We start from the raw sequence: 22,425 nt of genomic DNA, 5'->3' as shown, positions 1-22,425 counted from the left end.
AGAAAACGTGAATAGACCAACTTGATTCGCACGATATCAACGGGGCTCCGCGCTGTGAAATAGTCCAAATTTGGTATCCCATAGACGCAATGCATGGCTGCGTGGCGGGCGCGTTAAACTGCCGGGCCAACGCCACGCCGATGCTCACGAGAAATGAACTACGACGACGCCTCTCCCCATTCCCGCACGATGAGCATGCGTCAGATCGAGGTCTTCCGCGCGATCATGATGACCGGCTCCATCAGCGAGGCGGCGCGCTCGCTGTACGTGGCGCAGCCGTCGGTGAGCCGTGTGCTGCAAGTGACCGAGCGACGGCTCGGCTTCCTGCTGTTCGAGCGCACGCGCGGACGCCTGTATCCGACCCCGGAAGCCAAGCGCATCTTCGAAGAGGTGATGCGCGCGTATGAAGGCATCGAACGGGTGGACGATCTCGTGCGCGCGCTCTCGGATGGTTCGAGCGGCACGCTCAACGTCGTATGCAGCCCGAGTCTGGGCGTGCATCTGGTCCCGCTCGCCATCGCGCGCTTTCATGCCGAGTTCCGCAAACTGCCCGTTTCGTTCGAGCCGCTCACCCACAATCACCTCGTGCCGCGCGTGCTGTTCGGCAAGGGCACGATCGGCGTGTCGATGTTCGAGGTTCAGCATCCGAACATCGTCACCGTGCCGATGGAAAGCGGCCAGGTGCTGTGCGTCGCGCGCAAGGGCACGCTCGGGAAGCGGCGCGCGCTCGAGCCGAAGCAGATCGCGGCGCTGCCGTGGATCGACTATGAACACGACACCCCGCTCGGGCGCATTGTCGGCACGGTCTTCAGCGACGAGCGCAGGCCGGAGCCGGTCGTGCGCGTGCGCTCGGCCATCAGCGCCTGCACGCTCGCCAGGGAAGGCGTGGGCGTGGCGATCGTGGATCCGTTCTGTATCGACGACGCCATGCGCGACGCGCTCGATGTCGTGCCCCTGCGCGCGGAGGGCTCGCACCGGCTGACGGCGAGCCTCGTGTATTCGCATGTCGAGCCGCTCTCGAACGCGGCGCGGCGCTTCGTCGAGATCCTGGACGCGGTGCTGAAGCAGCACCTGGCGCCGCGGCGCGCGCCGAAACCCGGCTGAAGCCCGCCCGAGGCATCTTCACGGACGGCTCGGGCACCGTTTCATGCGACAATCTAGCCCGCAAGAAATACAGGCAATGGGTTCTGGAGATACACATGACCACCCGAGCGGACGAGATTTTGACGACGCTTGAGCGCGAAATCCTGTCGGGGCAACTGCCGCCCGGGTCGCGGCTGGAAGAAACGGAGCTTTCCGAGCGATTCGAATGTTCGCGCACGCCGATCCGCGAGGCGCTGCGGCAACTGGCGTCGGAAGCGCTGATCACGATGCGGCCGCGCCAGCCCGCGATGGTGGCGGCGCTCTCGGCCCGCAAGCTGCTCGAAATGTTCCAGGTCATGGCCGAACTCGAAGGCCTGTGCGCGCGCCTCGCCGCGCGCCGGGCAACGCCGCAGCAGATCCAGCGCCTGCGCGACACGCAAGCGGAACTGCGCGAGACGCTCGATTCGAACCACGTCGATGCGTTCTACGAGATCAACCGGCGCTTCCACGAGATCGTCTACGAGGCGAGCCAGAACGAGTTTCTCGCCGACCAGACGCGCGGCCTGCGCAACCGGGTGTCGATCTACCGCAAGATGGTCACGCAGAAGGTGCGCCGGCGGCTCGATACCGTCGATGAGCACGAGCAGGTGATCGGCGCCATCGAACGCGGTGACGGCGATGCCGCCGACAAGGCGATGTCCGCGCACGTCAATCTGCTGGGCGAACAGATGCTGGATTTCATCGCGCTGTTTCCGGAGCCTGCCGAGCTGGCCGAATAGGGTGTCATTGAGGAACCGGCGGCACGAGGTAGTTTCTACCGACCGGTTCTCGAGCCATTTCCGGCAAACTTGTCATCTGTCGGTGCTTCGCCGATACTCGGCAGTCCGCCCACGTTTTCCTTTTGTCGATTTAGACGGTATTTGCTCATGAGCACAATTCTCGAAAGTGTCCCCGTTGGCCAGAAGGTCGGCATTGCATTCTCCGGCGGTCTCGATACCAGCGCCGCGCTTCACTGGATGAAGCAGAAAGGCGCCGTGCCGTACGCGTACACCGCGAATCTCGGCCAGCCCGACGAGGACGACTACGATTCGATCCCGCGCCGCGCGACCGAATATGGCGCCGCCGGTGCGCGCCTGATCGACTGCCGTGCACAACTGGTTTCCGAAGGCATCGCCGCGCTGCAAAGCGGCGCGTTCCACGTCTCGACGGCGGGCGTCACCTACTTCAACACCACGCCGCTCGGCCGCGCCGTGACGGGCACGATGCTGGTCGCCGCGATGAAGGAAGACGGCGTCAACATCTGGGGCGACGGCTCCACGTACAAGGGCAACGATATCGAGCGCTTCTACCGCTACGGTCTGCTCGTGAACCCGGATCTCAAGATCTACAAGCCGTGGCTGGATCAGCAGTTCATCGACGAACTCGGCGGCCGCTCCGAGATGTCGGAGTTCATGCGCCAGTCGGGCTTCGCGTACAAGATGTCGGCGGAGAAGGCCTATTCCACGGATTCGAACCTGCTCGGCGCCACGCACGAAGCGAAGGATCTGGAAAGCCTGGAAAGCGGCATCCGCATCGTCAACCCGATCATGGGCGTGGCGTTCTGGCGCGATGACGTGAAGGTGGACCGCGAGGAAGTCACCATTCGCTTCGAGGAAGGCCAGCCGGTCGCGCTGAATGGCAAGACCTTCCCGAATGCCGTGGAACTGCTGCTGGAAGCGAACCGTATCGGCGGCCGTCATGGTCTCGGCATGAGCGACCAGATCGAGAACCGCATCATCGAGGCGAAGAGCCGCGGCATCTATGAAGCGCCGGGACTCGCGCTGCTGTACATCGCGTATGAGCGGCTCGTGACGGGCATTCATAACGAAGACACCATCGAGCAGTATCGCGAGAATGGCCGCCGTCTCGGCCGTCTGCTGTATCAGGGCCGCTGGTTCGATCCGCAAGCCATCATGCTGCGCGAAACGGCGCAACGCTGGGTCGCGCGCGCAATCACCGGCGAAGTGACGGTGGAATTGCGTCGCGGTAACGACTACTCGCTGCTCAGCACGAAGTCCCCGAACCTCACGTATCAGCCGGAACGCCTCTCGATGGAAAAGGTTGCGTCGACCTTCTCGCCGCGTGACCGCATCGGCCAGTTGACGATGCGCAATCTCGACATCACCGATACGCGCGACAAGCTGCGCATCTACTCGCAGGTTGGCTTGCTGACGCCGGGCGAAGCGTCGGCGCTGCCGCAGCTGAAGAGCGAAGAGTAAGTTTTTGCTGCCGCCGCAACGGCGGCAGCGGTAAGCGCAGAGATACGGCCATCGGTCTTCGGACCGGTGGCCGTTTTTTTATGCCGATGCGCCGCGTGTCACGCACCTGTCACGCCCTGAACCAATAATCCCCGCGCCCGAACACATAAAAGTCAGACCAGACGGGCGGTCGCTACAAGCGGCCTGTATTGCAACGACACGGGGATTCACAGATGACCATCAGGCAGCGTATTGCCTTGCTCGTCGTGCTCATGCTTTTGGCACTGGCGGCAATCGGCGGCTATGCCGTCAAGCGGACTCACGGCAGCGCAAGCGAAGTGCATCAGGTGACGCAAGGTGTGGTGCCAAGCGCGCTCGCCTCCGCGGATCTCGCCGCGCAAGTCAAGGACGTACAGATCGCGACGATGACGCTGGTCTATGCACCGGACGCACAGATCGCCGCGCAGGCGCGCGAGCTGTTGACCGAACGCGAGCGCACCTTGAAAGCAGCGCTCGACGTGCAGGAGCGCGCCGCGCACAGCACCGCGCAAAAGGGCCTCGTCGTGCAGGCGCGCGAGAGCCTCGCGAACTACTTTGACGCCATCAAGCAAACCGAGCAGATGCAGGCAGAAGGCAAGAGCGCCTTCGCGCAGGCTTTCCTGTTCGCGAACGTCGCGCAGTACAAGGACGAGCTTCAGGGCATTGTCGAGACGCTGCGCATCGAGAAGAACCGCGAGAAGGACGCGGCCATCGGCACGCTGAACGACGCGCTCGCCACGACGAGCGTCATCATCGCCGCGGCCACGGGTGTCGCCGTGCTGATTCTGGTGGGCATCAGCGTGCTGCTCTACCGGCAGATCTCGCTGCCGCTCAGCCGCATGCAGATCATGATGAGCGAGATTGCATCGAGTCAGGACTTCACGCGCCGCGTGCCGGTGGAACGCATGGACGAGATCGGCCATTCGATCGTCGCGTTCAACGGCATGATCGAGAAGATCCAGGAAAGCTCGCAGCAACTGAAGCAGCGCACCGCCGACATCCAGGCGATGTTGCAAAACATGCCGCAAGGCATTCTCACCGTGGTGCCGGGCGCGACGATCCATCCCGAGTATTCGGCGTTCCTCGAAGCAATCTTCGAGACGGATCAGCTTGCCGGCCTGCGCGTGATGGATGTGGTGTTCGGCGCTACGGATCTCGGCAGCGATACGCTGGACCAGCAGGGCGCGGCCATCGATGCCTGTCTCGGCGAAGACATCATGAACTTCGACTTCAATCGGCATCTGCTCGCCGATGAAATCGTCAAGGACATGGGCGACGGCCGCAAGAAGGTGCTCGACCTGAGCTGGTCCGCCATCACGAACGAGGAAGGCGTGATCGTGCGCCTCATGCTGTGCGTGCGCGACGTCACCGAACTCAAGGCGCTGGCCGCCGAAGCCGGAGAGCAGCGGCGCAGGCTCGACATGATCGGCGAGGTGCTCGCCATCAGCCAGGAGAAGTTCGAGCGCTTCATGCAGAGCGCGGCGAGCTTCGTCGGCGAGAACGAGCGCATCATTCGCGAACACGACATTCCGAGCAAGGAAGCGGTCGCGCAACTGTTCCGCAACATGCATACGGTGAAGGGCAACGCGCGCACCTATAGCCTGCAACATCTGACGAGCGTGGTGCACGACACCGAGCAGCGCTACGACGCGCTCCGCCAGGACAGCGGCGACACGCTCTGGATTCGCGACGAGCTGATCGCCGACCTGGAGCGCGTGCGCGCGGCGCTGCAAAGCTATGCGACGGTCAATGAAGTGAGCCTGGGACGCAAGACATCGGCGGGACAGGTCGGGATCGATCGCGAGTTCATCCAGAAGAACATCGAGCTGCTCGAAGCCGCCGATGCCAACGACGCCGAGGCGCTCGCCGCCGTGCGCGCTTCGCTGCATCGCATGTTGCGGGTGCTCGATACGGAAAGCATCGGCGATGCGCTCGATGCGCCGATCGGCTCGCTGCCTTCGCTTGCGAAGGAACTCGGCAAGCCTGCGCCGCGCGTGAGCGTGACCGATCACGGCTGCCGTATCGGCGGCGAACTGGCGGGCCGTCTCGCCAATGTCTTCACGCATCTTTTGCGCAACAGCATCGATCACGGCATCGAAACGGCGGAAGAACGGATGGCGCAAGGCAAGCCGGCGGCGGGCTCGATTTATGTCGATGCACGCATGCACGGCGATGATCTGCGCATCACGCTCGGCGACGATGGCCGCGGTCTCGCGCTGCACAAGATCCGCGAGCACGCGCTGCGGCGCGGCTGGCTGGATGCCGCGACGATTCCCGCCGACGAAGCCCTCGCCGAACTCGTGTTCCGCCCGGGATTCTCGACCGCGCAGAACGTGACGGAAGTGTCGGGACGCGGTGTCGGCATGGATGCGGTGCGGGCGTTCGTCGAGCGGGAAGGTGGCCGTATCGAGATGCAGTTCATTGATGAAGGTCACGGCGCTGCGTTTCGCGCCTTCCGGACGGTCGTGTGGCTGCCGGCGAGCGTGGTGATCGAGGAAGAAGCCGGCTTCGATGCCGTGATTGGATAACAGAAGGTGATGGTGATGGAGTACAAATGGATGGCGGCCTGCGTGGGCGTGATGTTCGTCGTGAGCGTGATGCTCTGGGCGCACAAGATGAGCAAGAGGCATCTGGGCATTCAGCTGCAACAGGACAGCGCGTTTCGCGAGCGGATCAGTGCGATCGAAAACGCCTGCCGCGATGAACTGGCGGCAAGCCGCAAGCGCATCGACGAACTGACGCAACAGGCGACTTCGCTGCAAGCCGCGCTCGACCGCGCGCATGCCGAACGCGACGACCTGCACGACACGCTGACGGCAGCACGAGCGCACGCGGGCGAGCGCCTGCAACAGGCGAGCCGTATCGCCGATGAAGCCGCGCGCCTCAGGGTGCTCACGCTCACGTTCGAGCGCTGGCACGAGCAGATGATCTCGCTGATGGCGCAGAACCGCGACATGCATTCGAAGAACCAGGAGCTTTCGGCAATCGTGCAGCACGTGCTGATCGTGTCGCTCAATGCGTCGATCGAGGCGGCGCGCGCGGGTTCGGCGGGACGCGGGTTCTCGATTGTCGCGAGTGAAGTGCGGTCGCTGGCTTCGCGGTCGCAGGAGTTGTCGAAGAGCTATCGCGACAGCCTGCTGCGCAACGACCTGACCACCGCCGCCACGTTCCAGGACATCCAGGCGGGCGGCAAGATGATCACGGCGTCGCTCGGCAGCGTGGAAATGCTCGCGGGCCGGTTCCGCACGGAGATGGAACAGGTGGCCGCATGATTTCGGAAGAGGCACGGCGCAGTATCGGGCAGATTGTGGAGCAGGCCGTGTGTGCGCGATTGCGCGCGCGAGACGATGCGCCGATGGAGATCACGGAAGCAGACGAGCAGCAGCATCGCGCGACGTTGCCGCAGCATGCATTGGTGTTGACGATCTCGTCACTCACGTTTCGCCTGCTCTTCGTGCTGCACTTCAGCGACGACGACGCCACCCGCGCCTGCTATCCCGGCCTGAATCGCGGGCACGCGCTGGCGGACGTGCTGATGGAGCACGTCAACCTGTGTTGCGGCTCGATCAACCAGCAACTGGTCGCGCATTTCCCGGATCTGGGCATGTCGACGCCGTTTGCGCTGAGCAGCCGCTGCATCGACTTCATCGAAGAGCTCAAGCCGGATCATGTCTGGCGCTACGCCCTGCGTCCGGGCGGCGTAGCGCATCTGGCGGTCACGGCGTGCGTCTGCGCGCAGGCGCCCGTGGACTTCGCGGCAAGCGCCATGGAGGAACAGAGCGAGGGCGAACTCGAACTGTTCTGAACACGCGCGGGACTGTGTCAATGGCAATGAAGCGCCTCGGGCGCAAGGAATGAGAAAGATGGCAAAGGTATTGGTAGTGGATGATTCGAGCACGGTACGCGATGAGGTGGCCGGCTTTCTGAAGAGCAGCGGACTGGATGTGGCGACTGCGGTGGACGGCAAGGACGGCCTGGCGAAACTGCGGGCGGATGCGGGCATCCGTTTGATCATCAGCGACGTGAACATGCCGAACATGGACGGCCTGACGATGGTCGAGAAGATTCGCGGTGAACTCGCGAACCAGACGGTCAACATCATCATGCTGACGACGGAAAGCAGCCCGGCCATGAAGGAGCGGGGCAAGGCGGCGGGCGTGAAGGGCTGGATCGTGAAGCCGTTCAAGGGCGATGCGGTGATCGCCACGTTCCGCAAGCTGGCTTCATAGCGAAGTGAAGCGGGCGGTGTGAGGGACCGCGCTTTCTGGGAGAATCGATTTCTTCTCTCTACGCGGCGTCACGTCACTCAGGCTATGGGCCCACAACTCGACATCGATCTGCTGCGCAACTTCGTCGCCATTGCCGAATCTGGCGTGATGAGCCGCGCGGCCGGCGAGGTCGGGCGCACGCAGGCCGCATTGAGCCAGCAGATCAAGCGGCTGGAACTGATCGTCGAGAAACCGCTGCTCGTACGCGGCGCGCGTGGTGTCACGCTGACCGTGCACGGCGAGCGACTGCTCGTGCATGCACGCAGGATTCTGCGTACGCACGATGACGCCGTGGCCGAACTCATCGGCGAAAGTTTGTCCGGATCGTTGCGGCTCGGTTGCCCCGAAGATTACTCGCAAGTCTTCGTCCCGCCGATTCTCCAGGGATTCGCGATGCAGCATCCGCAGGTGCTGATCGAAGTAGTCTGTGCGCCGACCGTGCGCCTGTTGCATCTGCTCGATCAGCATGACCTCGATCTGGCCATCGTCTCCGTGCCCGACAGCGCCCGCAGCGATCAATTCCTGCGCCGCGAATCGTTCGTGTGGGTCGGCAGCGGCGAAAGCGACGCGATGAATCACGACCCCTTGCAACTCGCGCTCTCCGAGCCGGGCACGCTGGATCATCAGGCGGCCATTACGAGTCTTGAGCGCATCGGGCGGAAATATCGTATTGCTTATGCAAGCGCCAGTCTCGCGGGACTGACAGCGGTGGTGCGCTCGGGACAGGCTATCGCGGTGCTGACGCAGCATGCCGTGCCGGCTGATCTCGTGACCTTGCCGGCATCGAACAGCTTGCCTGCATTGCCTTCCGTGGGCATCGTGGTGCAGCGGGGCCGTGGGCCCTCTTCCCGGCTGCTCGACCGCTTCGAAGGGCACGTCAAATCCGTGCTGCCGCTGCTCTGACCCGGCGCAACCGGGCAGCGCTTATGCCCGGTCATTCTTCTCCATCCCCGAATGGTGCCTTCTTGGTTTGAAGGATTCTGCCGTCGCGATCAATCCGGCAACATGGATTCAGTTGCGCTGCAGACATAACCCCGAGAGCCTCCATAGCTTCTGACGAATGCAGCGTTGTGATGTCCTTCCAACAGGAGATTCAATCATGACTTCGATTCCAGTCGTTCGCTACCAGTCTGAAAACATCGACGGCCTCAACGTGTTCTATCGCGAAGCCGGTCCGAAGGATGCGCCCGTGGTGTTGCTGCTGCATGGCTTCCCCACTTCGTCGCATATGTTCCGCAATCTCATTCCGGTACTCGCCGGACAGTATCGTGTGATTGCGCCGGACTATCCCGGCTTCGGTCAAAGCGATGCGCCAGATCACAAGACCTTCAAGTACGGTTTTCAGGCCTTTGCCGATATCGTCGATACCTTGCTGGCGCGGCTTGGCGTCGAGCGCTTTGCCATGTATGTGATGGACTACGGCGCGCCGGTGGGTTATCGGCTTGCGCTGAAGAATCCGGCGCGTGTGACGGGTCTGATCGTGCAGAACGGCAATGCGTATGAAGAAGGACTGCGTGAGTTCTGGAATCCGATCAAGGCTTACTGGAACGACAACTCGGCGAAGAATCGCGAAGCGCTGCACGGTCTCGTGACGCTCGATATCACCAGGTTCCAGTACACCGACGGCGTCGCGGACGTGTCCCGTATCAGCCCCGACAACTGGGTTCACGATCAGGCTCTGCTCGACCGTCCGGGCAACCGCGACATCCAGATGGACCTGTTCCTCGACTATGGCACGAACGTGCCGCTCTATCCGCAGTTCCAGGCGTTCTTCCGTGAACACCGGCCGCCGACGATCATCGTCTGGAGCAAGAACGACAAGATCTTCCCGGAAGACGGCGCGCATCCGTATCTGCGCGATCTGCCCGATGCGGAAGTGCACATTCTGGACACGGGACACTTCGCGCTGGAAGACAAGCTCGATGAGATCGGTCCGCTGCTGCTCGGCTTTCTTGATCGCACGATTGGCGCGAAGAAGGCCTGAGCGAACTAAGTCATTAGCGAGTCCGTGAGGGCAAATCAGGGTAATCCCTGATTTGCCCTTTATTTTTGTTCCCGTCACTGTAAACGGATGTTGTTGACGAAGTACATTTTCAACATTCATTCGTTCAAGGTGACTTTGCTTGAGTTCAACGATCATCCAGGGCGTCAGCGCCCGAGCGCTTGCCGAGGCCTATGCCGAGGGCAGCGCCGATCCCGTCGAGGTCGCGCAACAGGCGCTGTCGGCCGCGCGCGGGGCCAATAGCGCATTCATCTCCTTCGATGAAACCCGCACGCTCGACGAAGCGCGCGCCTCAGCGCAGCGCTGGCGCGACAAGCGTCCGGCCAGCGGGCTCGATGGCGTGCCGGTCGCGTGGAAGGATCTCTTCGATATCAGCGGCAGCGTCACGACGGCCGCTTCCGCGCTGTATCGCGACCGCGCGCCCGCCACGGCCGACGCGCCGCTCGTCGCGGCCAGCGTGCGCGCGGGACTGGTCGGCATCGGCAAGACCAATCTCAGCGAGTTCGCGTATTCCGGGCTCGGCCTGAATCCGCATTACGGCACGCCATTCAATCCGGCCTTCGAGGGCGCGCATCGCGTGCCGGGCGGATCGTCGTCGGGCAGCGCGATTGCGGTCGCGATGGGCGTCGTGCCGATCGCCATCGGCACCGATACGGCCGGCTCCATTCGTGTACCGGCGGCGCTGAACGGCATCGTCGGATATCGGGCGAGCCGGGCGCGCTATCCGCAGGCAGGCGTGACCGGCCTGTCGCGCTCAGCCGACACGCTCGGGCCGCTTGCGCGCACCGTCGCGGATTGCGCGGCATTCGATGCCGCCGTGCGCGGGCAACCCGCCATCGCAACGCCGGCGGATGTGCGCGGACAACGCTTCATCGTGCCGTCGGGATGGCAGGCGCGTTTTGCGGTGACGGACAGCGTCGCGAACAACTTCATGCGCTTCGTCGCGATGCTCGTGCGGGCCGGCGCGCGCATCGACGAAATCCCGCTCGCGGCATTCGACGAAACCTGCGAACTGCTGAAGACACGCGGCTGGTTCGGTTCGCTCGAAGCGTTCGAGCTTTATCGACCGGTGCTCGATTCCGCCGATGCCGAGCGTGTCGATCAACGCGTGCGTACGCGCCTCGAACTGAGCCGCGACGTGCCGCCTTCACGTCTTGCCGAACTGCTCGATGCACGCGCGCCGTTGATCGCGCGCCTGCGCGAAGAACTCGCAGACGCGACCATGCTGCTGCCGACCGTGCCGCACGTCGCGCCTGAAGTCGCGCCGCTGGAACGCGATCCCGACCTGTTCGCGGAGGTCAATCTCGCGACGCTCTCGATGACGATGCCCGGCAGTTATCTCGACACGCCCGCGTTCGCGATGCCGACAGGCGTCGACGAACAGGGACTTTCCACCAGCGTGCAGTTGATGCGCGCGCAAAACGACGACGACGCGCTGATCGGCGTTGCACTGGCCGTCGAGCAGACGGTCGCACTGAACTGAATTGCTCAAGGAGAACGGTATGGCCAAGGAAATACTCGTTGCATTCGGCATCGACGTGGATGCGGTGGCCGGATGGCTCGGCTCGTATGGCGGAGAAGATTCGCCCGACGACATCTCGCGCGGCTTGTTCGCGGGCGAGGTCGGCTCGATGCGGCTTTTGAAGCTGTTCGAGCGCGAGAAGATCAGAACGACCTGGTTCATCCCGGGTCACTCGATTGAAACCTTCCCGGAGCAGATGAAGGCGGTTGCGGATGCGGGACATGAGATCGGCATTCATGGCTATAGCCATGAGAATCCGATTGCGATGACGCCCGAGCAGGAAGAGGCGGTGCTCGACCGGAGCATCGAACTGGTGACGCAACTGGGCGGCAAGCGGCCGACCGGTTACGTGGCGCCGTGGTGGGAGTTCAGCAACGTCACGAACGAACTGCTCGTGAAGAAAGGCATCAAGTACGACCACAGCCTGATGCACAACGACTATCACCCGTACTACGTGCGCGTCGGCGACTCGTGGACGAAGATCGATTACAGCAAGCATCCGGACACATGGATGAAGCCGTTGCAACGCGGTCACGAAACGGATCTCGTCGAGATTCCGGCCAATTGGTATCTCGACGACCTGCCGCCGATGATGTTCATCAAGAAGGCGCCGAACAGCCATGGCTTCGTGAACCCGCGGCATCTGGAAGAGATGTGGCGCGACCAGTTCGACTGGGTGTATCGCGAGCATGACTATGCGGTGTTCCCGGTGACGATTCATCCGGACGTGTCGGGCCGTGCACAGGTGCTGCTGATGCTCGAACGATTGATCGCGCATTTCCGCAAGCATGAAGGCGTGCGCTTCTGCACGTGCGACGAGATTGCCGACGACTTCCTGCGGCGCAGCCCACGCAAGTCCTGACCCTCACCGACCCAAGGCCCCGACCCATGAACTCCTCTCCCTTGCGCGAAGGCGCGACGATGGACGGCCAAGCGCCGTCCGCTTCATCCGGATTCAAACTCGAGACGATCCTGCCGGCCGACGTGAAGCGCGCGACCATCGTCGCGTTCTTCGCGTGGGTGTTCGCCGTGTATGACTTCATCCTGTTCGGGACGCTGTTGCCGGAGATCGGCAAGCACTACAACTGGGATGCTGCCGCGCAGGCGGAGATTGCCACGCTCGTGGCGATCGGTACGGCGGTGATTGCGTTTGCGATCGGGCCGTTACTCGATCGCCTGGGCCGCAAGGCGGGCCTGCTGTGGACCGTGGCGGGCGCCGCGGTCTGCTCGGGACTCACGGTGGTGGGCGGCGCGATGGGACAGGTTCCGCTCGTGCTGATCCGTTCGCTTTCCGGCTTGGGTTATGCGGAGGAAACGGTCAACGCAACCTATCTCAACGAACTGTATTCGGCCGCCAACGATCCGAAACTCAACGCCCGCAAGGGCTTCATCTATAGCCTCGTGCAGGGCGGCTGGCCAATTGGCGCGCTGATCGCATCGGGGCTGACGGCGCTGCTGCTGCCGCGCATCGGCTGGCAAGGCTGCTTCGTGTTTGCGACGTTTCCGGCCATCGTCATTTTCTTCATGACGCGACGGCTGAAGGAAAGCCCGCAGTTCCTGCTGCACAAGCGCATCAAGCAATTGCGCGAAGCAGGGCAGGACAGCGAGGCGCGCGGACTGGCAAGCGCCCATGCGGTGGATTACGAAGAACATAGCCGCGCGGGACTTGCGGAAGCGTTTCGCGGTAGTGCACTACGCGCGACGCTCGTGCTCGGCGGCGGCATCCTGCTGAACTGGTCGGCGATCCAGGTCTTCAGCGTGCTCGGCACGACGGTGCTCACGCGCGTGCATGGCGTGTCGTTCGAGAACTCGTTGCTGATTCTCGTGCTGTCGAATGTTATTGGTTATTGCGGTTATCTGAGCCATGGCTTTATCGGCGACAAGATTGGCCGGCGCAATACGCTGGCGATCGGCTGGATGCTCGGCGGACTGGCGTTCGCGGGCATGTTGTTCGGGCCGAGCAGCTCGGCGGTGGTCGTCGCGTTGTATAGCCTCGGGCTGTTCTTCCTGATCGGACCGTATTCGGCGGCGCTGTTCTTTATCGGCGAAAGCTATCCGACTGCGATTCGCGGCACGGGCAGCTCGATTGTTCATGCGATGGGTCCGATTGGCGCGATTCTCGCGGGCGTCGGCGTCACGTCGATGCTCAATCATGGCGGCGACTGGCTGCATGCGGCGCTGTGGTTCGGCGCGGTGCCGTGCTTCCTGTCCGGCGTGCTCATTCTGTTCGCGCGGCATGTCGATCCCGCCGACGTCAAATAACCTGGAGGTCTTCGTGAAAGTTGCATTGGTGACAGGCGCGGCAAGCGGTATTGGGCAAGCGCTGGCGGTGGCGTATGCGGAACAGGGCGTGGCGGTGGTGGGCGGATACTTTCCGGGTGATCCGCACGATCCGCAGGCCACCGCGCATGCCGTGGAAGCGGCGGGCGGGCAATGCCTGATGCATGCGGTGGACGTGACATCGGCGGATGAAGTCGAGGCCTTTGCGCAGGCGGCGATGGCGCGCTTTGGGCGCATCGATTACGCGGTGGCGAATGCGGGCTTGCTGAGGGCATCGCCGTTGACGGACATGAGCGATGACCAGTGGCATCAGATGCTCGATGTCGACTTGTCCGGCGTCATGCGCACCTTTCGTGCGGCGGCGCGCCACATGACGGACGGCGGCGCGATGGTGGCGATTTCATCGATTGCGGGCGGCGTGTACGGCTGGGAAGATCACACGCATTACTCGGCGGCAAAGGCAGGCGTGCCGGGCTTGTGCCGGGCGGTAGCGATGGAACTCGCGCCGCGCAATATCCGCTGCAATGCGGTGATACCGGGGTTGATCGAAACGCCGCAATCGCTCGATGCCGTCAATTCGCTCGGACCCGATGGCTTGCGCGAGGCGGCGAAGGGCATTCCGCTAAAACGTGTGGGCGCGCCGCGCGAGATCGCGACGTTGATCCGCTTTCTCACGAGCGATGACGCTTCGTACATCACGGGCCAGTCGATCATCGCGGACGGCGGCTTGACTGTGCGCTGGCCGGGCTGAACACAACGTGGAGGCATGAATCATATGGCATCGACCTTTTCACTCGATGGCCGTCGCGCGGTGGTGACGGGCGCGGCGAGCGGCATCGGCGCGGCGATTGCGAAAGCGTATGCGGAAGCGGGCGCGCGTCTCGTGCTGGCGGACCTCAACGCGGCGCGTCTCGCCGCGCAAGCCGATTTATGCCGTGCGCAGGGCGTGCGTGTCGAGACCATTGCCGCCGATGTGGGCGACGAAGCGGGCGCGCATGGCATTGTGGACCGGTGCATCGAAGCGTTCGGCGGCATCGATATTCTCGTCAACAACGCGGGCATGTTGACGCAGGCGCGTTGCGTCGATCTCAGCGCGTCGATGTGGGACGAGATGATGCGCGTGGATCTGCGCAGCGTGTTTTTGTGCTCACGACGCGCGTTGCCCGCGATGACAGCGCAGCGTTGGGGGCGCATCATCAACGTAGCGTCGCAACTGGGCATCAAGGGCGGCGCGGAACTGACGCACTATGCGGCGGCGAAGGCGGGTGTGATTGGTTTCACCAAGTCGCTCGCGCTGGAGGCGGCGCCGGACAATGTGCTGGTGAACGCGATTGCGCCTGGGCCGATCGAGACGCCGCTCGTCGATGGCATCTCTTCGGCGTGGAAGGAGATGAAGTCGAAGGAACTGCCGTTGCGGCGCTTTGGACGCGCGGAGGAAGTGGCGCCTACTGCGGTGCTGCTGGCGTCGGATCCGGGCGGCAATCTGTTTGTCGGGCAGACGCTGGGTCCGAATTCCGGCGATGTCATGCCCTGATGCAAGGAGTGGATGGCTATGTGCGGCATGTGCGGATTGCTCGGCGGCGGACGGCATTGGTCGAACACCGTGGCGGCGGGCGAAGGCGCGAACGCGCGGCGGCAACGCTATGTGCAGGTGGCGCATGCGAACCGCGTGCTCGAAGGGTATCGGCTGACGCTCGCGGATTTTCATGGACAGTCGTTCGTGCTGTCATCGCCGACGGGTGCGCAGCTTATCGTCGAGGACTTCATGCAGATATGGAAGGCCGCTGAAACGATGCTTGGCAAACCGCTCGATCCGCTCGCCATGTTCGCCGATGACGACGAGGCGCGATCATGAGTCTCGCCTACGATGTCATTCCGGTCACGATCGTGACGGGCTTTCTCGGCAGCGGCAAGTCGACGTTGCTGGCCGATGTGCTCAAGGGCGATGCGGCGCGCGACACGGCCGTGCTCGTCAATGAGTTCGGTGAAGTCGGACTGGATCATTTGCTGCTGGGCGAAGTCGAAGCGCAGACGGTGCTGCTCGACAACGGCTGCATTTGCTGTGCGATTCGCGGTGAACTGAAGGATGCGCTGGCGACGCTCTTCTCGCGACGCGCGCGCGGCGAGGTTCCGCCGTTCTCGCGTGTCGTGCTGGAGACGACGGGACTCGCGACGCCCGCGCCCATCGTCGCGACCTTGCTGGGCGACCGGATCGTGTCGAGTCATTATTCGATTGGCGCGATTGTCACTGTGGTCGATGCGCTCAATGCGGAGCAGCAACAGGCGCGTCATCCAGAATGGCTTGCGCAGGTTGCGGCGGCGGATCGGTTGTTGATCAGCAAAGCGGATCTTGCCGGGGATGCTGCTGTCGATGCGCTCGAAGGCATGCTGGCACGATTGAATCCGGCAGCGCGGACCATGCGCCGCACGCAGCGTGACGATGCTTCGCTGGTGCTCGATGTCGCTGCCAATGTGCATGACTTCGCGGATCTGGTGTTCCGCTCAGGTTCGCGCGCCGTTGGGGGGGGCCGCCCGCTTGCGAGTTTGAATGCGCATCGCGGGAAGTTATCGGGTATCGAATCGTTTTGCATCGACTTCGATGAGCCACTCGACTGGCCCGTTTTCACGCTCTGGTTCACGATGCTGCTGAACCGTCACGGTGATAACATCCTGCGAGTCAAAGGCCTGCTTGCGCTTGAGGGCGCACAGCAGCCGGTTGTCGTGCATGCGGTGCATCATCTCGTGCATCCGGTCCTGCATCTCGATGCCTGGCCGGACGGCGCGAAGCATTCGCGTCTCGTGTTCATCGCGGAACATCTCGATGGCGATGCCGTCCGCGATTCGTACCGGCGTTTCAGCCGGCATCTTCATCCACACACAGCAGAAACCGTCGATTGAACACTGCTCGTTCGAGTCCCTCAGCACCCGCGGTGCATCCCTCCAAGGTCGAGTTGCGCGTCCTGGGCACGAGCGTCACGCTTCAGGAACATATCCGCAAGCGCGCGGAACAGGACCTTGGCATCAAGCTGCGCTTTGTCGTGCAGGACGGCGGCAGCGTGCAGCGCGATGGCGTCATGCATCCGGATCGCTACGAACTGTACGACCAGTGGTTTCATAGCATCGATTGTTTGTGGCCGACGCATGCGCTTCAGCCTGTGGAGCTTTCACGCATTCGCCGCTGGGATGAAGTCAATGCGTTGCCGCGGACGGGTCGGCTCGCGAAGACGAAGGCTCAACCAGCAGGTGGCGCGGGCTGTGTGCCTGCCGATCGGCTGTTCGTGCAGGCGGATGGCACGCTTGCGCGCAAGCCAAGCGAGCGCATCAGCATGCTGCCGCTCACGCATAACGCGGATAGCTTCGTGTATCTGCCCGATTCGATGCCTGCTTCGCTCATCGATGGCGAAGAAAGCTGGGCCTGGCTTCTTGCGCCTGAACTCGCGGGACGCGTGGCGTTGCAGGCGGATGCGGCTATCGGCGCTATCGATGCGGCGCTTGCTGTCGAGGCCAGCGGGCTGATGCGGTTTCGGGATATCGGCAACCTGGAGATCGAGGAGATCGACGGACTCATCGGGACGTTGATCGAGTTCAAGCGGCGCGGGCACTTTGCAGCGTTCTGGTCGAGCTTTGCTGAAGCGGCGCAGTTGATGATCGCCAACAAGGTCGTGATTCAGAGTATCTGGTCGCCGGCTACTGTGGAGCTTGAGCGGGCGGGGTTGAACTTTCGGTTGGCTCGGCCGCGTGAGGGGTATCGGGCCTGGTTTGGCGGCATCGGGATTTCGCGGCTGGCGCATGGTCGGGTGCTCGATGCGGCTTACGAGTACCTGAACTGGTGGCTCGAAGGCTGGGCCGGCGCGACGATGGCGCGGCAAGGGTTCTATATCTCCAATCCCGAGCGTTCACGCGCGCAGATGAGCGACGCGGAATGGGCCTACTGGTACGATGGTGCGCGCGCTTCCGCCGAATTGCCAGGACCTACCAGCAAGCATCTCGTGCCAGTCGGGCAAGTGCGGGATGGCGGCGGGTATGTCGCACGCATGAGCCGGATTGCCGTGTGGGATTCGGTGATGGATGAGCATAACTACCTCGTGCGCCGATGGACCGAGTTCATGAGGTCCTGATGGCGCAAGTGCTTCTATGCAGTTGCTTTCACGATGACAAGACGCGCAAGCGCTTCCTCGCATAAGGTTGTTGCGTCGATTGACGCGACGCAAATTGCCGATACGCAGATCGAGGCGGATAGCCGGCTGCGATATCGCGTGATTCATGACCGGCTTAAGTCGGCTATTGCTGTTGGCGCGATTGTGCCTGGGCTCGTGTTGCTCGAAGGGCCTGTGGCGCGGTTGTTTGGGACTAGTCGGGTGCCGGTTCGGAAGGCGTTTGAGATGCTGCATGCCGGGGGCTTGCTGCATACGTTTGAAGGGCGAGGGTATCTCGTTGCTCAGGCCGATGGAGGAGTGCCAGAGCCTTTGCGCGTGCGTTTGTCGGAAGAGACGCTTGGGTTTGATCGCAGGCCGGAGCCGCTTTCGATTCCCTCAACCAGTGAGCGGATCCTTGATTCGCTCGAGGCGGCTATCTCACTAGCTATCGTGTTTGGTCACTTCAGGATCGATGAGAGTGAAGCGGCTGAGGGGTTTGGGGTTAGTCGGGGGACGGTTCGGGAGGCGTTAAATCGGCTGCGGGATCGGGGGTTGGTCGAGAAGTCCGCTTACTCGCATTGGCTTTGTGGGCCGCTTACGGCTAGAGCCGTGGCGCAGGATTATGAACTGCGAGGGTTGTTGGAGCCGGCTGCGTTGGTGGCTAGTGGGCCTTTGTTGGGGGCTTTGGTGCTTAAAGAGGCTCTGGCGGATGTTGAGAGAGCTATCGCCGATCCGGATTCGGTCGATGCGGGGGAGTTGCATCGGCTCGAGACTACGCTTCATGACACGTTTTTAAGTCGAGCGCCTAATGGGAAGCTGCTTGCTGCGATTGGGCACGCGCATATGCCGCTTATCGTTAATCATGCGTTTTATGACGCGTTTCAGCTGCATCCGGATAAGGGGACGTTGGTGGAACATCGCGGAGTTATCGAGTCTCTAATTCGTCGCGAGTATCGGAAAGCCGCCGACGCGCTCGCCGAACATCTCCATAACGGGCAGGTTCGGACCAGGCAAAGGCTTAAGGTGCTCGCCGTGTTGCCGGATCCGGAATTGCCTGGGTATTTGCAAAGGGTGGCTTGAGGGGGCGGGAATGGGCGGTAGGTAAGGGCGGAAATTCGGGCACTGAGGACGTCAACAAACTACTCCGCTGACAGATGTAGGTAAGGCTGTTGGGGATAAAAGCGCGGCTCCTAGTCCTAGAAAAGCCTCTGTTAGTCTAAGCCCGTGAGTGACCGCTTCCGATCACGCCGCCTCCCGCCAACCACATGTGGCGGCTGCGCAGCACTCAGCGGTTTAGTCCATTCTCGACAGAGGATCGTCACCACGGAAAGCGGCTAAATTCCCTATGAGCCGAAAGTTAAGATTAGCTTGAAAAATGTAATACAATAATGTTCAACTCTCTCTCAACTGCTGAGCCCAATTGAGATCGACTCAGCTTGATTGATCTATCCAACACTAACAAGAGAGAACAGGACGGAGACCGTGATTACGTTCGAGATTGAAGAGGTACGACGTAGGCTTAGCGATTTTCTAGATCGTGGCAAGAACGACGATGATCTTATCGCTTTATTGCACCGCGGAGTACATTTCTGCGCGATAGAATGCGAGCTCGTCGACTATAAGGAATCCGCTTTTGGCGACGCAATTGCATTAGCGAAGGCCATCAAGCACATCGTCGCACTTCACAATACCTATGGCGGGTATTTGATAGTGGGCGTCGCAGAGGTAACGGCCGAAAAGCAGTTCGAGTTGAAAGGTTTCGATGCGTCGAAGCTCGATCTCAAGCAAGTGAAAGACAAAATCTTTAGTTATACCGGTTCACATATTAATATCTCCGTGCATGATTTTATAGTGGACGGGCGCAGTGGATTTTCTATATATGTGCCGAAGCGCGGAGCTGGCGTGAAGCCTGTCGCGTTCGGTAAAAGCGGACCGATTCAAGAGAAAAAAAGCCCAATATTTGAGGCTGGCGACGTCGTCTTCAGATCTGGTGACAACACACGAGTGGCGCGCGGAGATGAGTTCGAGTTTCTTTACGGCGTTCGGCAGAACCCGTACGTTGATTCCTATCGCCTGTTTGATTTGTTTAGCGAACTCGGAAATCCACTTCCTCACAATCTTCCAGACAGAAACTTCATATGCCCAAAGTTCATCGGTAGAATCGAGGTACTGCGAAAGCTCTGGACGTGGCTGTCTGACCAATTTTCTTATGCGAAGGTGCTTGCTGGAGAGGGTGGATTGGGGAAAACATCGATCGCATATGAGTTCTGCGAGAAGGTGTGTCGTGCCACGCCTAGTGGACTAGAGCGGATTGTATGGGTGACCGCTAAAAAGCAGCAATTTTCGGGAGATAGAAATGACTTCATCGGTGTTCCCGAAACTCACTATGCCAACTACAAAGAATTGTTAGCGGTTCTTTGTCGAGAATGTGCCATCCGTGACGAAGAAATTCGAGGGGCGGACGAACGCTTGTTGCAGTCTTTCCTACGGGAAGCAATTGCTATCGTTCCGACTCTATTTGTGATTGATGATGTCGATTCACTGTCTCTGAATGACCAGAAGCGAGTCATGGAACTGGCGTGGCAGTTCGGTAGCCAAGGGTCTCGGTTTTTATTGACCACTCGGCGAAATCTCTCGTTTTCTACAGACCTAACAATTGAACTGGATGGCCTAAGGGGGCAGGAATTTCTGGATTATTTAGCGACGCTTCGCGAACGCTACAAAGGACCGGAACTCAAAGAATCAGAAGTTCGAGCCTTGGAATACACGACAAAAGGATCCCCTCTTTTCACTGAATCTTTGTATCGCCTAGTACGAAGGGGCGTCTCGTTTCACGCCGCCATTAAGGAATGGAAAGGAAAGTCAGGTAATGAGGCACGTGCTGCGGCATTGAAACGGGAAATTGAAGCCCTTCCAGAAGAAGCAAGGCGCGTATTGTTTGCTGCGTCACTCCTACGTAACTGTTCGCGGACTGAGCTTGAAGAATCGACGGGTTACACCGGCGAAACGATTGGTGATGCTTTGGACGAGTTATCCTCGTTGTTCCTAGTGTACGCTCCGCCTATTTCGACGGAGCCTAGATTCGAGGTTTTCAACGCCACTCAGAGTGTCATACAAACCATAAAGGTCAGCCTTGTACCGGACCATGCCAAATTCGAGGCTCACGTTCGAGCACTGCGGCGCCACGATGCAGAGATCAAGACTCAGAAGAACAATCAGATTGTGGCCAGCGCAATCACAGAGGCTCTAGCGTTCCTGCGTGCGTCTGACGTTTCCAGTGCGCTGAAAACGGTGGCGGCTGCTCAACGAAAAACTCGTTACCACGTCGATCTGTACGTTTTGCAGGCGCGTTGTTTCATTTCTGAAATGCCGAAGCGCGCCAGTGAAGCGCGAGTTGCTGCACGCAAAGCCTTCCATGGAGGAAATCGTAAGCCTCTACTCTTCGGAGTCTGGTACGACGCAGAAACCTCCTTGAAGCATTGGGTCGGCGCAGCGGACGTATGCGACCTGGCGTTAGCTAACGCAACGGACTCACGTGAAGATTGGTTGCTGAAACGAGCCGCCGCGCATTTTCAGTTGGGGAGTCAGCAACAAACTGCGAGGTCGCAAGAATTGGCGTTGCGATCGTTCTCGCGCGCGGCCGACGATATTTCTACGGCTATGACTACAAGGGCAACCGACCGGAGAAGTCTAGCGAATGCGGAGGTTCTACACGCCACGCATGACGCAATATTTTTGGCGGTTGAGTCAACGGGTGGTGACGACGTGAAGGTGGCGTTGCTCGACGAGGTCTTGCTAGCAATCAAAAGAGGCGACCGCCGCTGGAAAGTTTTCGATCGTCTCGGGAGGACATGGTTGGGATTGTACAAAGCACGCGACCGTCGGCAAGGACGCGAAGCAGAATTGCGGCATCTTCTTCGTGATCGATCTTCGCAGGTCCGTCGTGTCTTCGACGAAGCGATCGCCTCCGGCAATGGTGGACACCCTTTCGCGAAGCTGTACGCTCCGATTAGAGAGAGCATTGTAGAGGCTGCGTCCTAACATCCGCACACTCTCTTCCACCGCGTCAATTTATGTTTGCTCCGGAACCGCTTATCGATCGTTCGTTAAGCGAGCGCGAACTAGCGCTTATTTCCGCGAACTGGAGCGTAGGCACCGACATTATGGTGGCTTGGCTGCGCACCTTGCACGCTAATCGTGATGCATCGGTGTCGGCAAGGGTAGGGCAGGATCCAAGGCTCAAAGCGCCGACGCGATCAAGCTAGCGTCCGTGTTGATATGTGGAAATGGACCGTACAGCAGCGACATGAAACTAAGCGCGCGCACCGAAATGAGCTGCTGACGGGCTGCATTGGAAAGATCACAAGGACATCATTACGGACTGAAGCAAGCCGTTCGTAAGCGGCCAGCCAATCCGTCTTGAGTTTGGTCGAGGCGCTTGGGAGTATCGTGTCCACCTAACGAATAAGCGGACACGTGAACACTATCGAATCGGAATCACTCCCCGAGCGTCGTCGTCGACAACGCTATAGCGAGGAATTCAAGGCGCAGGTTGTATCGGCCTGCCAGGGAATCGGCGTATCGGTTGCGGCAGTCGCTCTGGAACACAGGCTCAAAGCGAATCTGCTGCGGCGCTGGATCGATCAGGCGGAAGGCCGACTTCCCAGGAGACCGCTGGGCCGTCCGCCGGCCACGACCCCGTCGCTGCCAGCCTTTGTGCCGGTGGCATTGGGAGCGCCGAATCCGCACTCGCCGGAGATCCGCATTGAGATACGCCGGGGAGATCAGTCGATCACGGTGAGTTGGCCGGTATCCGAGGCAACCCAGTGTGCCGTCTGGCTGCACGGGTGGCTGCGGT

20 protein-coding genes are annotated in these 22,425 nt (G+C 61.1%); all 20 read left to right on the top strand.

Going from position 1 to position 22,425, the window contains the following annotated elements:
- The first annotated feature begins 153 nt into the window (after positions 1-153).
- Positions 154-1,104 carry a LysR substrate-binding domain-containing protein gene (locus QCE64_RS19910; protein ID WP_309932731.1) on the top strand — a complete coding sequence of 317 codons (951 nt, stop codon included), beginning with the start codon at positions 154-156 and terminating at the stop codon, positions 1,102-1,104.
- A gap of 95 nt (positions 1,105-1,199) precedes the next feature.
- On the top strand, positions 1,200-1,862 hold the full coding sequence (locus tag QCE64_RS19905; protein ID WP_309815137.1) for a GntR family transcriptional regulator: 663 nt from the start codon (positions 1,200-1,202) through the stop codon (positions 1,860-1,862).
- A gap of 147 nt (positions 1,863-2,009) precedes the next feature.
- Positions 2,010-3,341, top strand: coding sequence for an argininosuccinate synthase (gene argG / locus QCE64_RS19900; RefSeq protein ID WP_309815133.1), 1,332 nt, complete (start codon positions 2,010-2,012; stop codon positions 3,339-3,341).
- 212 nt (positions 3,342-3,553) lie between these two features.
- Positions 3,554-5,887, top strand: a complete 2,334-nt coding sequence (locus tag QCE64_RS19895) for an ATP-binding protein (RefSeq protein WP_310005699.1) — start codon at positions 3,554-3,556, stop codon at positions 5,885-5,887.
- Positions 5,888-5,896: 9 nt separating this feature from the next.
- Positions 5,897-6,631, top strand: a complete 735-nt coding sequence (locus tag QCE64_RS19890) for a methyl-accepting chemotaxis protein (protein WP_404987417.1) — start codon at positions 5,897-5,899, stop codon at positions 6,629-6,631.
- Positions 6,628-7,164 carry a hypothetical protein gene (locus tag QCE64_RS19885; protein WP_310005697.1) on the top strand — a complete coding sequence of 179 codons (537 nt, stop codon included), beginning with the start codon at positions 6,628-6,630 and terminating at the stop codon, positions 7,162-7,164. Before QCE64_RS19890 ends, QCE64_RS19885 begins: the two co-directional genes overlap by 4 nt.
- A 58-nt stretch (positions 7,165-7,222) precedes the next feature.
- Complete coding sequence (locus QCE64_RS19880; RefSeq protein ID WP_309922682.1) at positions 7,223-7,588, top strand: response regulator; 366 nt, start codon at positions 7,223-7,225, stop codon at positions 7,586-7,588.
- A gap of 84 nt (positions 7,589-7,672) precedes the next feature.
- Entirely contained in the window at positions 7,673-8,530 is an 858-nt protein-coding gene (locus QCE64_RS19875; protein ID WP_310005695.1) for a LysR family transcriptional regulator, read from the top strand.
- A gap of 196 nt (positions 8,531-8,726) precedes the next feature.
- A complete protein-coding gene (locus QCE64_RS19870; RefSeq protein WP_310005692.1) occupies positions 8,727-9,611 on the top strand; it encodes an alpha/beta hydrolase in 885 nt (294 codons plus the stop codon).
- 139 nt (positions 9,612-9,750) lie between these two features.
- Positions 9,751-11,112, top strand: a complete 1,362-nt coding sequence (locus QCE64_RS19865; protein WP_310005690.1) for an amidase — start codon at positions 9,751-9,753, stop codon at positions 11,110-11,112.
- A gap of 19 nt (positions 11,113-11,131) precedes the next feature.
- Positions 11,132-12,013, top strand: coding sequence for a polysaccharide deacetylase (locus QCE64_RS19860; protein ID WP_310005687.1), 882 nt, complete (start codon positions 11,132-11,134; stop codon positions 12,011-12,013).
- 26 nt (positions 12,014-12,039) lie between these two features.
- Positions 12,040-13,413 (top strand): MFS transporter, encoded by a 1,374-nt coding sequence (locus QCE64_RS19855; RefSeq protein ID WP_309922672.1) that lies wholly within the window; start codon positions 12,040-12,042, stop codon positions 13,411-13,413.
- Positions 13,414-13,426: 13 nt separating this feature from the next.
- Complete coding sequence (locus QCE64_RS19850) at positions 13,427-14,182, top strand: SDR family NAD(P)-dependent oxidoreductase (protein ID WP_309922670.1); 756 nt, start codon at positions 13,427-13,429, stop codon at positions 14,180-14,182.
- Positions 14,183-14,206: 24 nt separating this feature from the next.
- Positions 14,207-14,965 carry an SDR family NAD(P)-dependent oxidoreductase gene (locus QCE64_RS19845; RefSeq protein ID WP_309932838.1) on the top strand — a complete coding sequence of 253 codons (759 nt, stop codon included), beginning with the start codon at positions 14,207-14,209 and terminating at the stop codon, positions 14,963-14,965.
- A 12-nt stretch (positions 14,966-14,977) separates the two neighbouring features.
- Entirely contained in the window at positions 14,978-15,286 is a 309-nt protein-coding gene (locus QCE64_RS19840; protein ID WP_310005685.1) for a hypothetical protein, read from the top strand.
- Entirely contained in the window at positions 15,283-16,329 is a 1,047-nt protein-coding gene (locus QCE64_RS19835) for a GTP-binding protein (RefSeq protein ID WP_310005684.1), read from the top strand. The genes QCE64_RS19840 and QCE64_RS19835 overlap by 4 nt, the downstream gene beginning before the upstream one ends.
- Positions 16,330-16,361: 32 nt before the next feature.
- Positions 16,362-17,549, top strand: coding sequence for an extracellular solute-binding protein (locus QCE64_RS19830; RefSeq protein WP_310005681.1), 1,188 nt, complete (start codon positions 16,362-16,364; stop codon positions 17,547-17,549).
- A 33-nt stretch (positions 17,550-17,582) separates the two neighbouring features.
- Positions 17,583-18,647 carry a GntR family transcriptional regulator gene (locus QCE64_RS19825; RefSeq protein WP_310005679.1) on the top strand — a complete coding sequence of 355 codons (1,065 nt, stop codon included), beginning with the start codon at positions 17,583-17,585 and terminating at the stop codon, positions 18,645-18,647.
- Positions 18,648-19,049: 402 nt separating this feature from the next.
- Positions 19,050-21,608: an ATP-binding protein gene (locus tag QCE64_RS19820; protein ID WP_310005677.1), complete on the top strand. Its 2,559-nt coding sequence runs from the start codon at positions 19,050-19,052 to the stop codon at positions 21,606-21,608.
- 435 nt (positions 21,609-22,043) lie between these two features.
- Positions 22,044-22,425, top strand: a 382-nt coding sequence (gene tnpA / locus QCE64_RS19815) for an IS66-like element accessory protein TnpA (RefSeq protein ID WP_310005675.1), incomplete at its 3' end; no start/stop codon positions are given.

The organism is Caballeronia sp. LZ043 (genome assembly GCF_031451075.1).
Classification (GTDB): domain Bacteria; phylum Pseudomonadota; class Gammaproteobacteria; order Burkholderiales; family Burkholderiaceae; genus Caballeronia.
Note: the sequence above shows the minus strand (reverse complement) of the source record. Positions and strands in the feature narration are given on the sequence as shown.

Coding starts and splice junctions, on each gene's coding strand:
- QCE64_RS19845 (WP_309932838.1), top strand. CDS start 14,207: ATGGCATCGACCTTTTCACTCGATGGCCGTCGCGCGGTGGTGACGGGC.
- QCE64_RS19880 (WP_309922682.1), top strand. CDS start 7,223: ATGGCAAAGGTATTGGTAGTGGATGATTCGAGCACGGTACGCGATGAG.
- QCE64_RS19855 (WP_309922672.1), top strand. CDS start 12,040: ATGAACTCCTCTCCCTTGCGCGAAGGCGCGACGATGGACGGCCAAGCG.
- QCE64_RS19875 (WP_310005695.1), top strand. CDS start 7,673: ATGGGCCCACAACTCGACATCGATCTGCTGCGCAACTTCGTCGCCATT.
- argG (WP_309815133.1), top strand. CDS start 2,010: ATGAGCACAATTCTCGAAAGTGTCCCCGTTGGCCAGAAGGTCGGCATT.
- QCE64_RS19870 (WP_310005692.1), top strand. CDS start 8,727: ATGACTTCGATTCCAGTCGTTCGCTACCAGTCTGAAAACATCGACGGC.
- QCE64_RS19885 (WP_310005697.1), top strand. CDS start 6,628: ATGATTTCGGAAGAGGCACGGCGCAGTATCGGGCAGATTGTGGAGCAG.
- QCE64_RS19825 (WP_310005679.1), top strand. CDS start 17,583: ATGACAAGACGCGCAAGCGCTTCCTCGCATAAGGTTGTTGCGTCGATT.
- QCE64_RS19890 (WP_404987417.1), top strand. CDS start 5,897: ATGGTGATGGAGTACAAATGGATGGCGGCCTGCGTGGGCGTGATGTTC.
- QCE64_RS19910 (WP_309932731.1), top strand. CDS start 154: ATGAACTACGACGACGCCTCTCCCCATTCCCGCACGATGAGCATGCGT.
- QCE64_RS19835 (WP_310005684.1), top strand. CDS start 15,283: ATGAGTCTCGCCTACGATGTCATTCCGGTCACGATCGTGACGGGCTTT.
- QCE64_RS19905 (WP_309815137.1), top strand. CDS start 1,200: ATGACCACCCGAGCGGACGAGATTTTGACGACGCTTGAGCGCGAAATC.
- QCE64_RS19860 (WP_310005687.1), top strand. CDS start 11,132: ATGGCCAAGGAAATACTCGTTGCATTCGGCATCGACGTGGATGCGGTG.
- QCE64_RS19895 (WP_310005699.1), top strand. CDS start 3,554: ATGACCATCAGGCAGCGTATTGCCTTGCTCGTCGTGCTCATGCTTTTG.
- QCE64_RS19840 (WP_310005685.1), top strand. CDS start 14,978: ATGGCTATGTGCGGCATGTGCGGATTGCTCGGCGGCGGACGGCATTGG.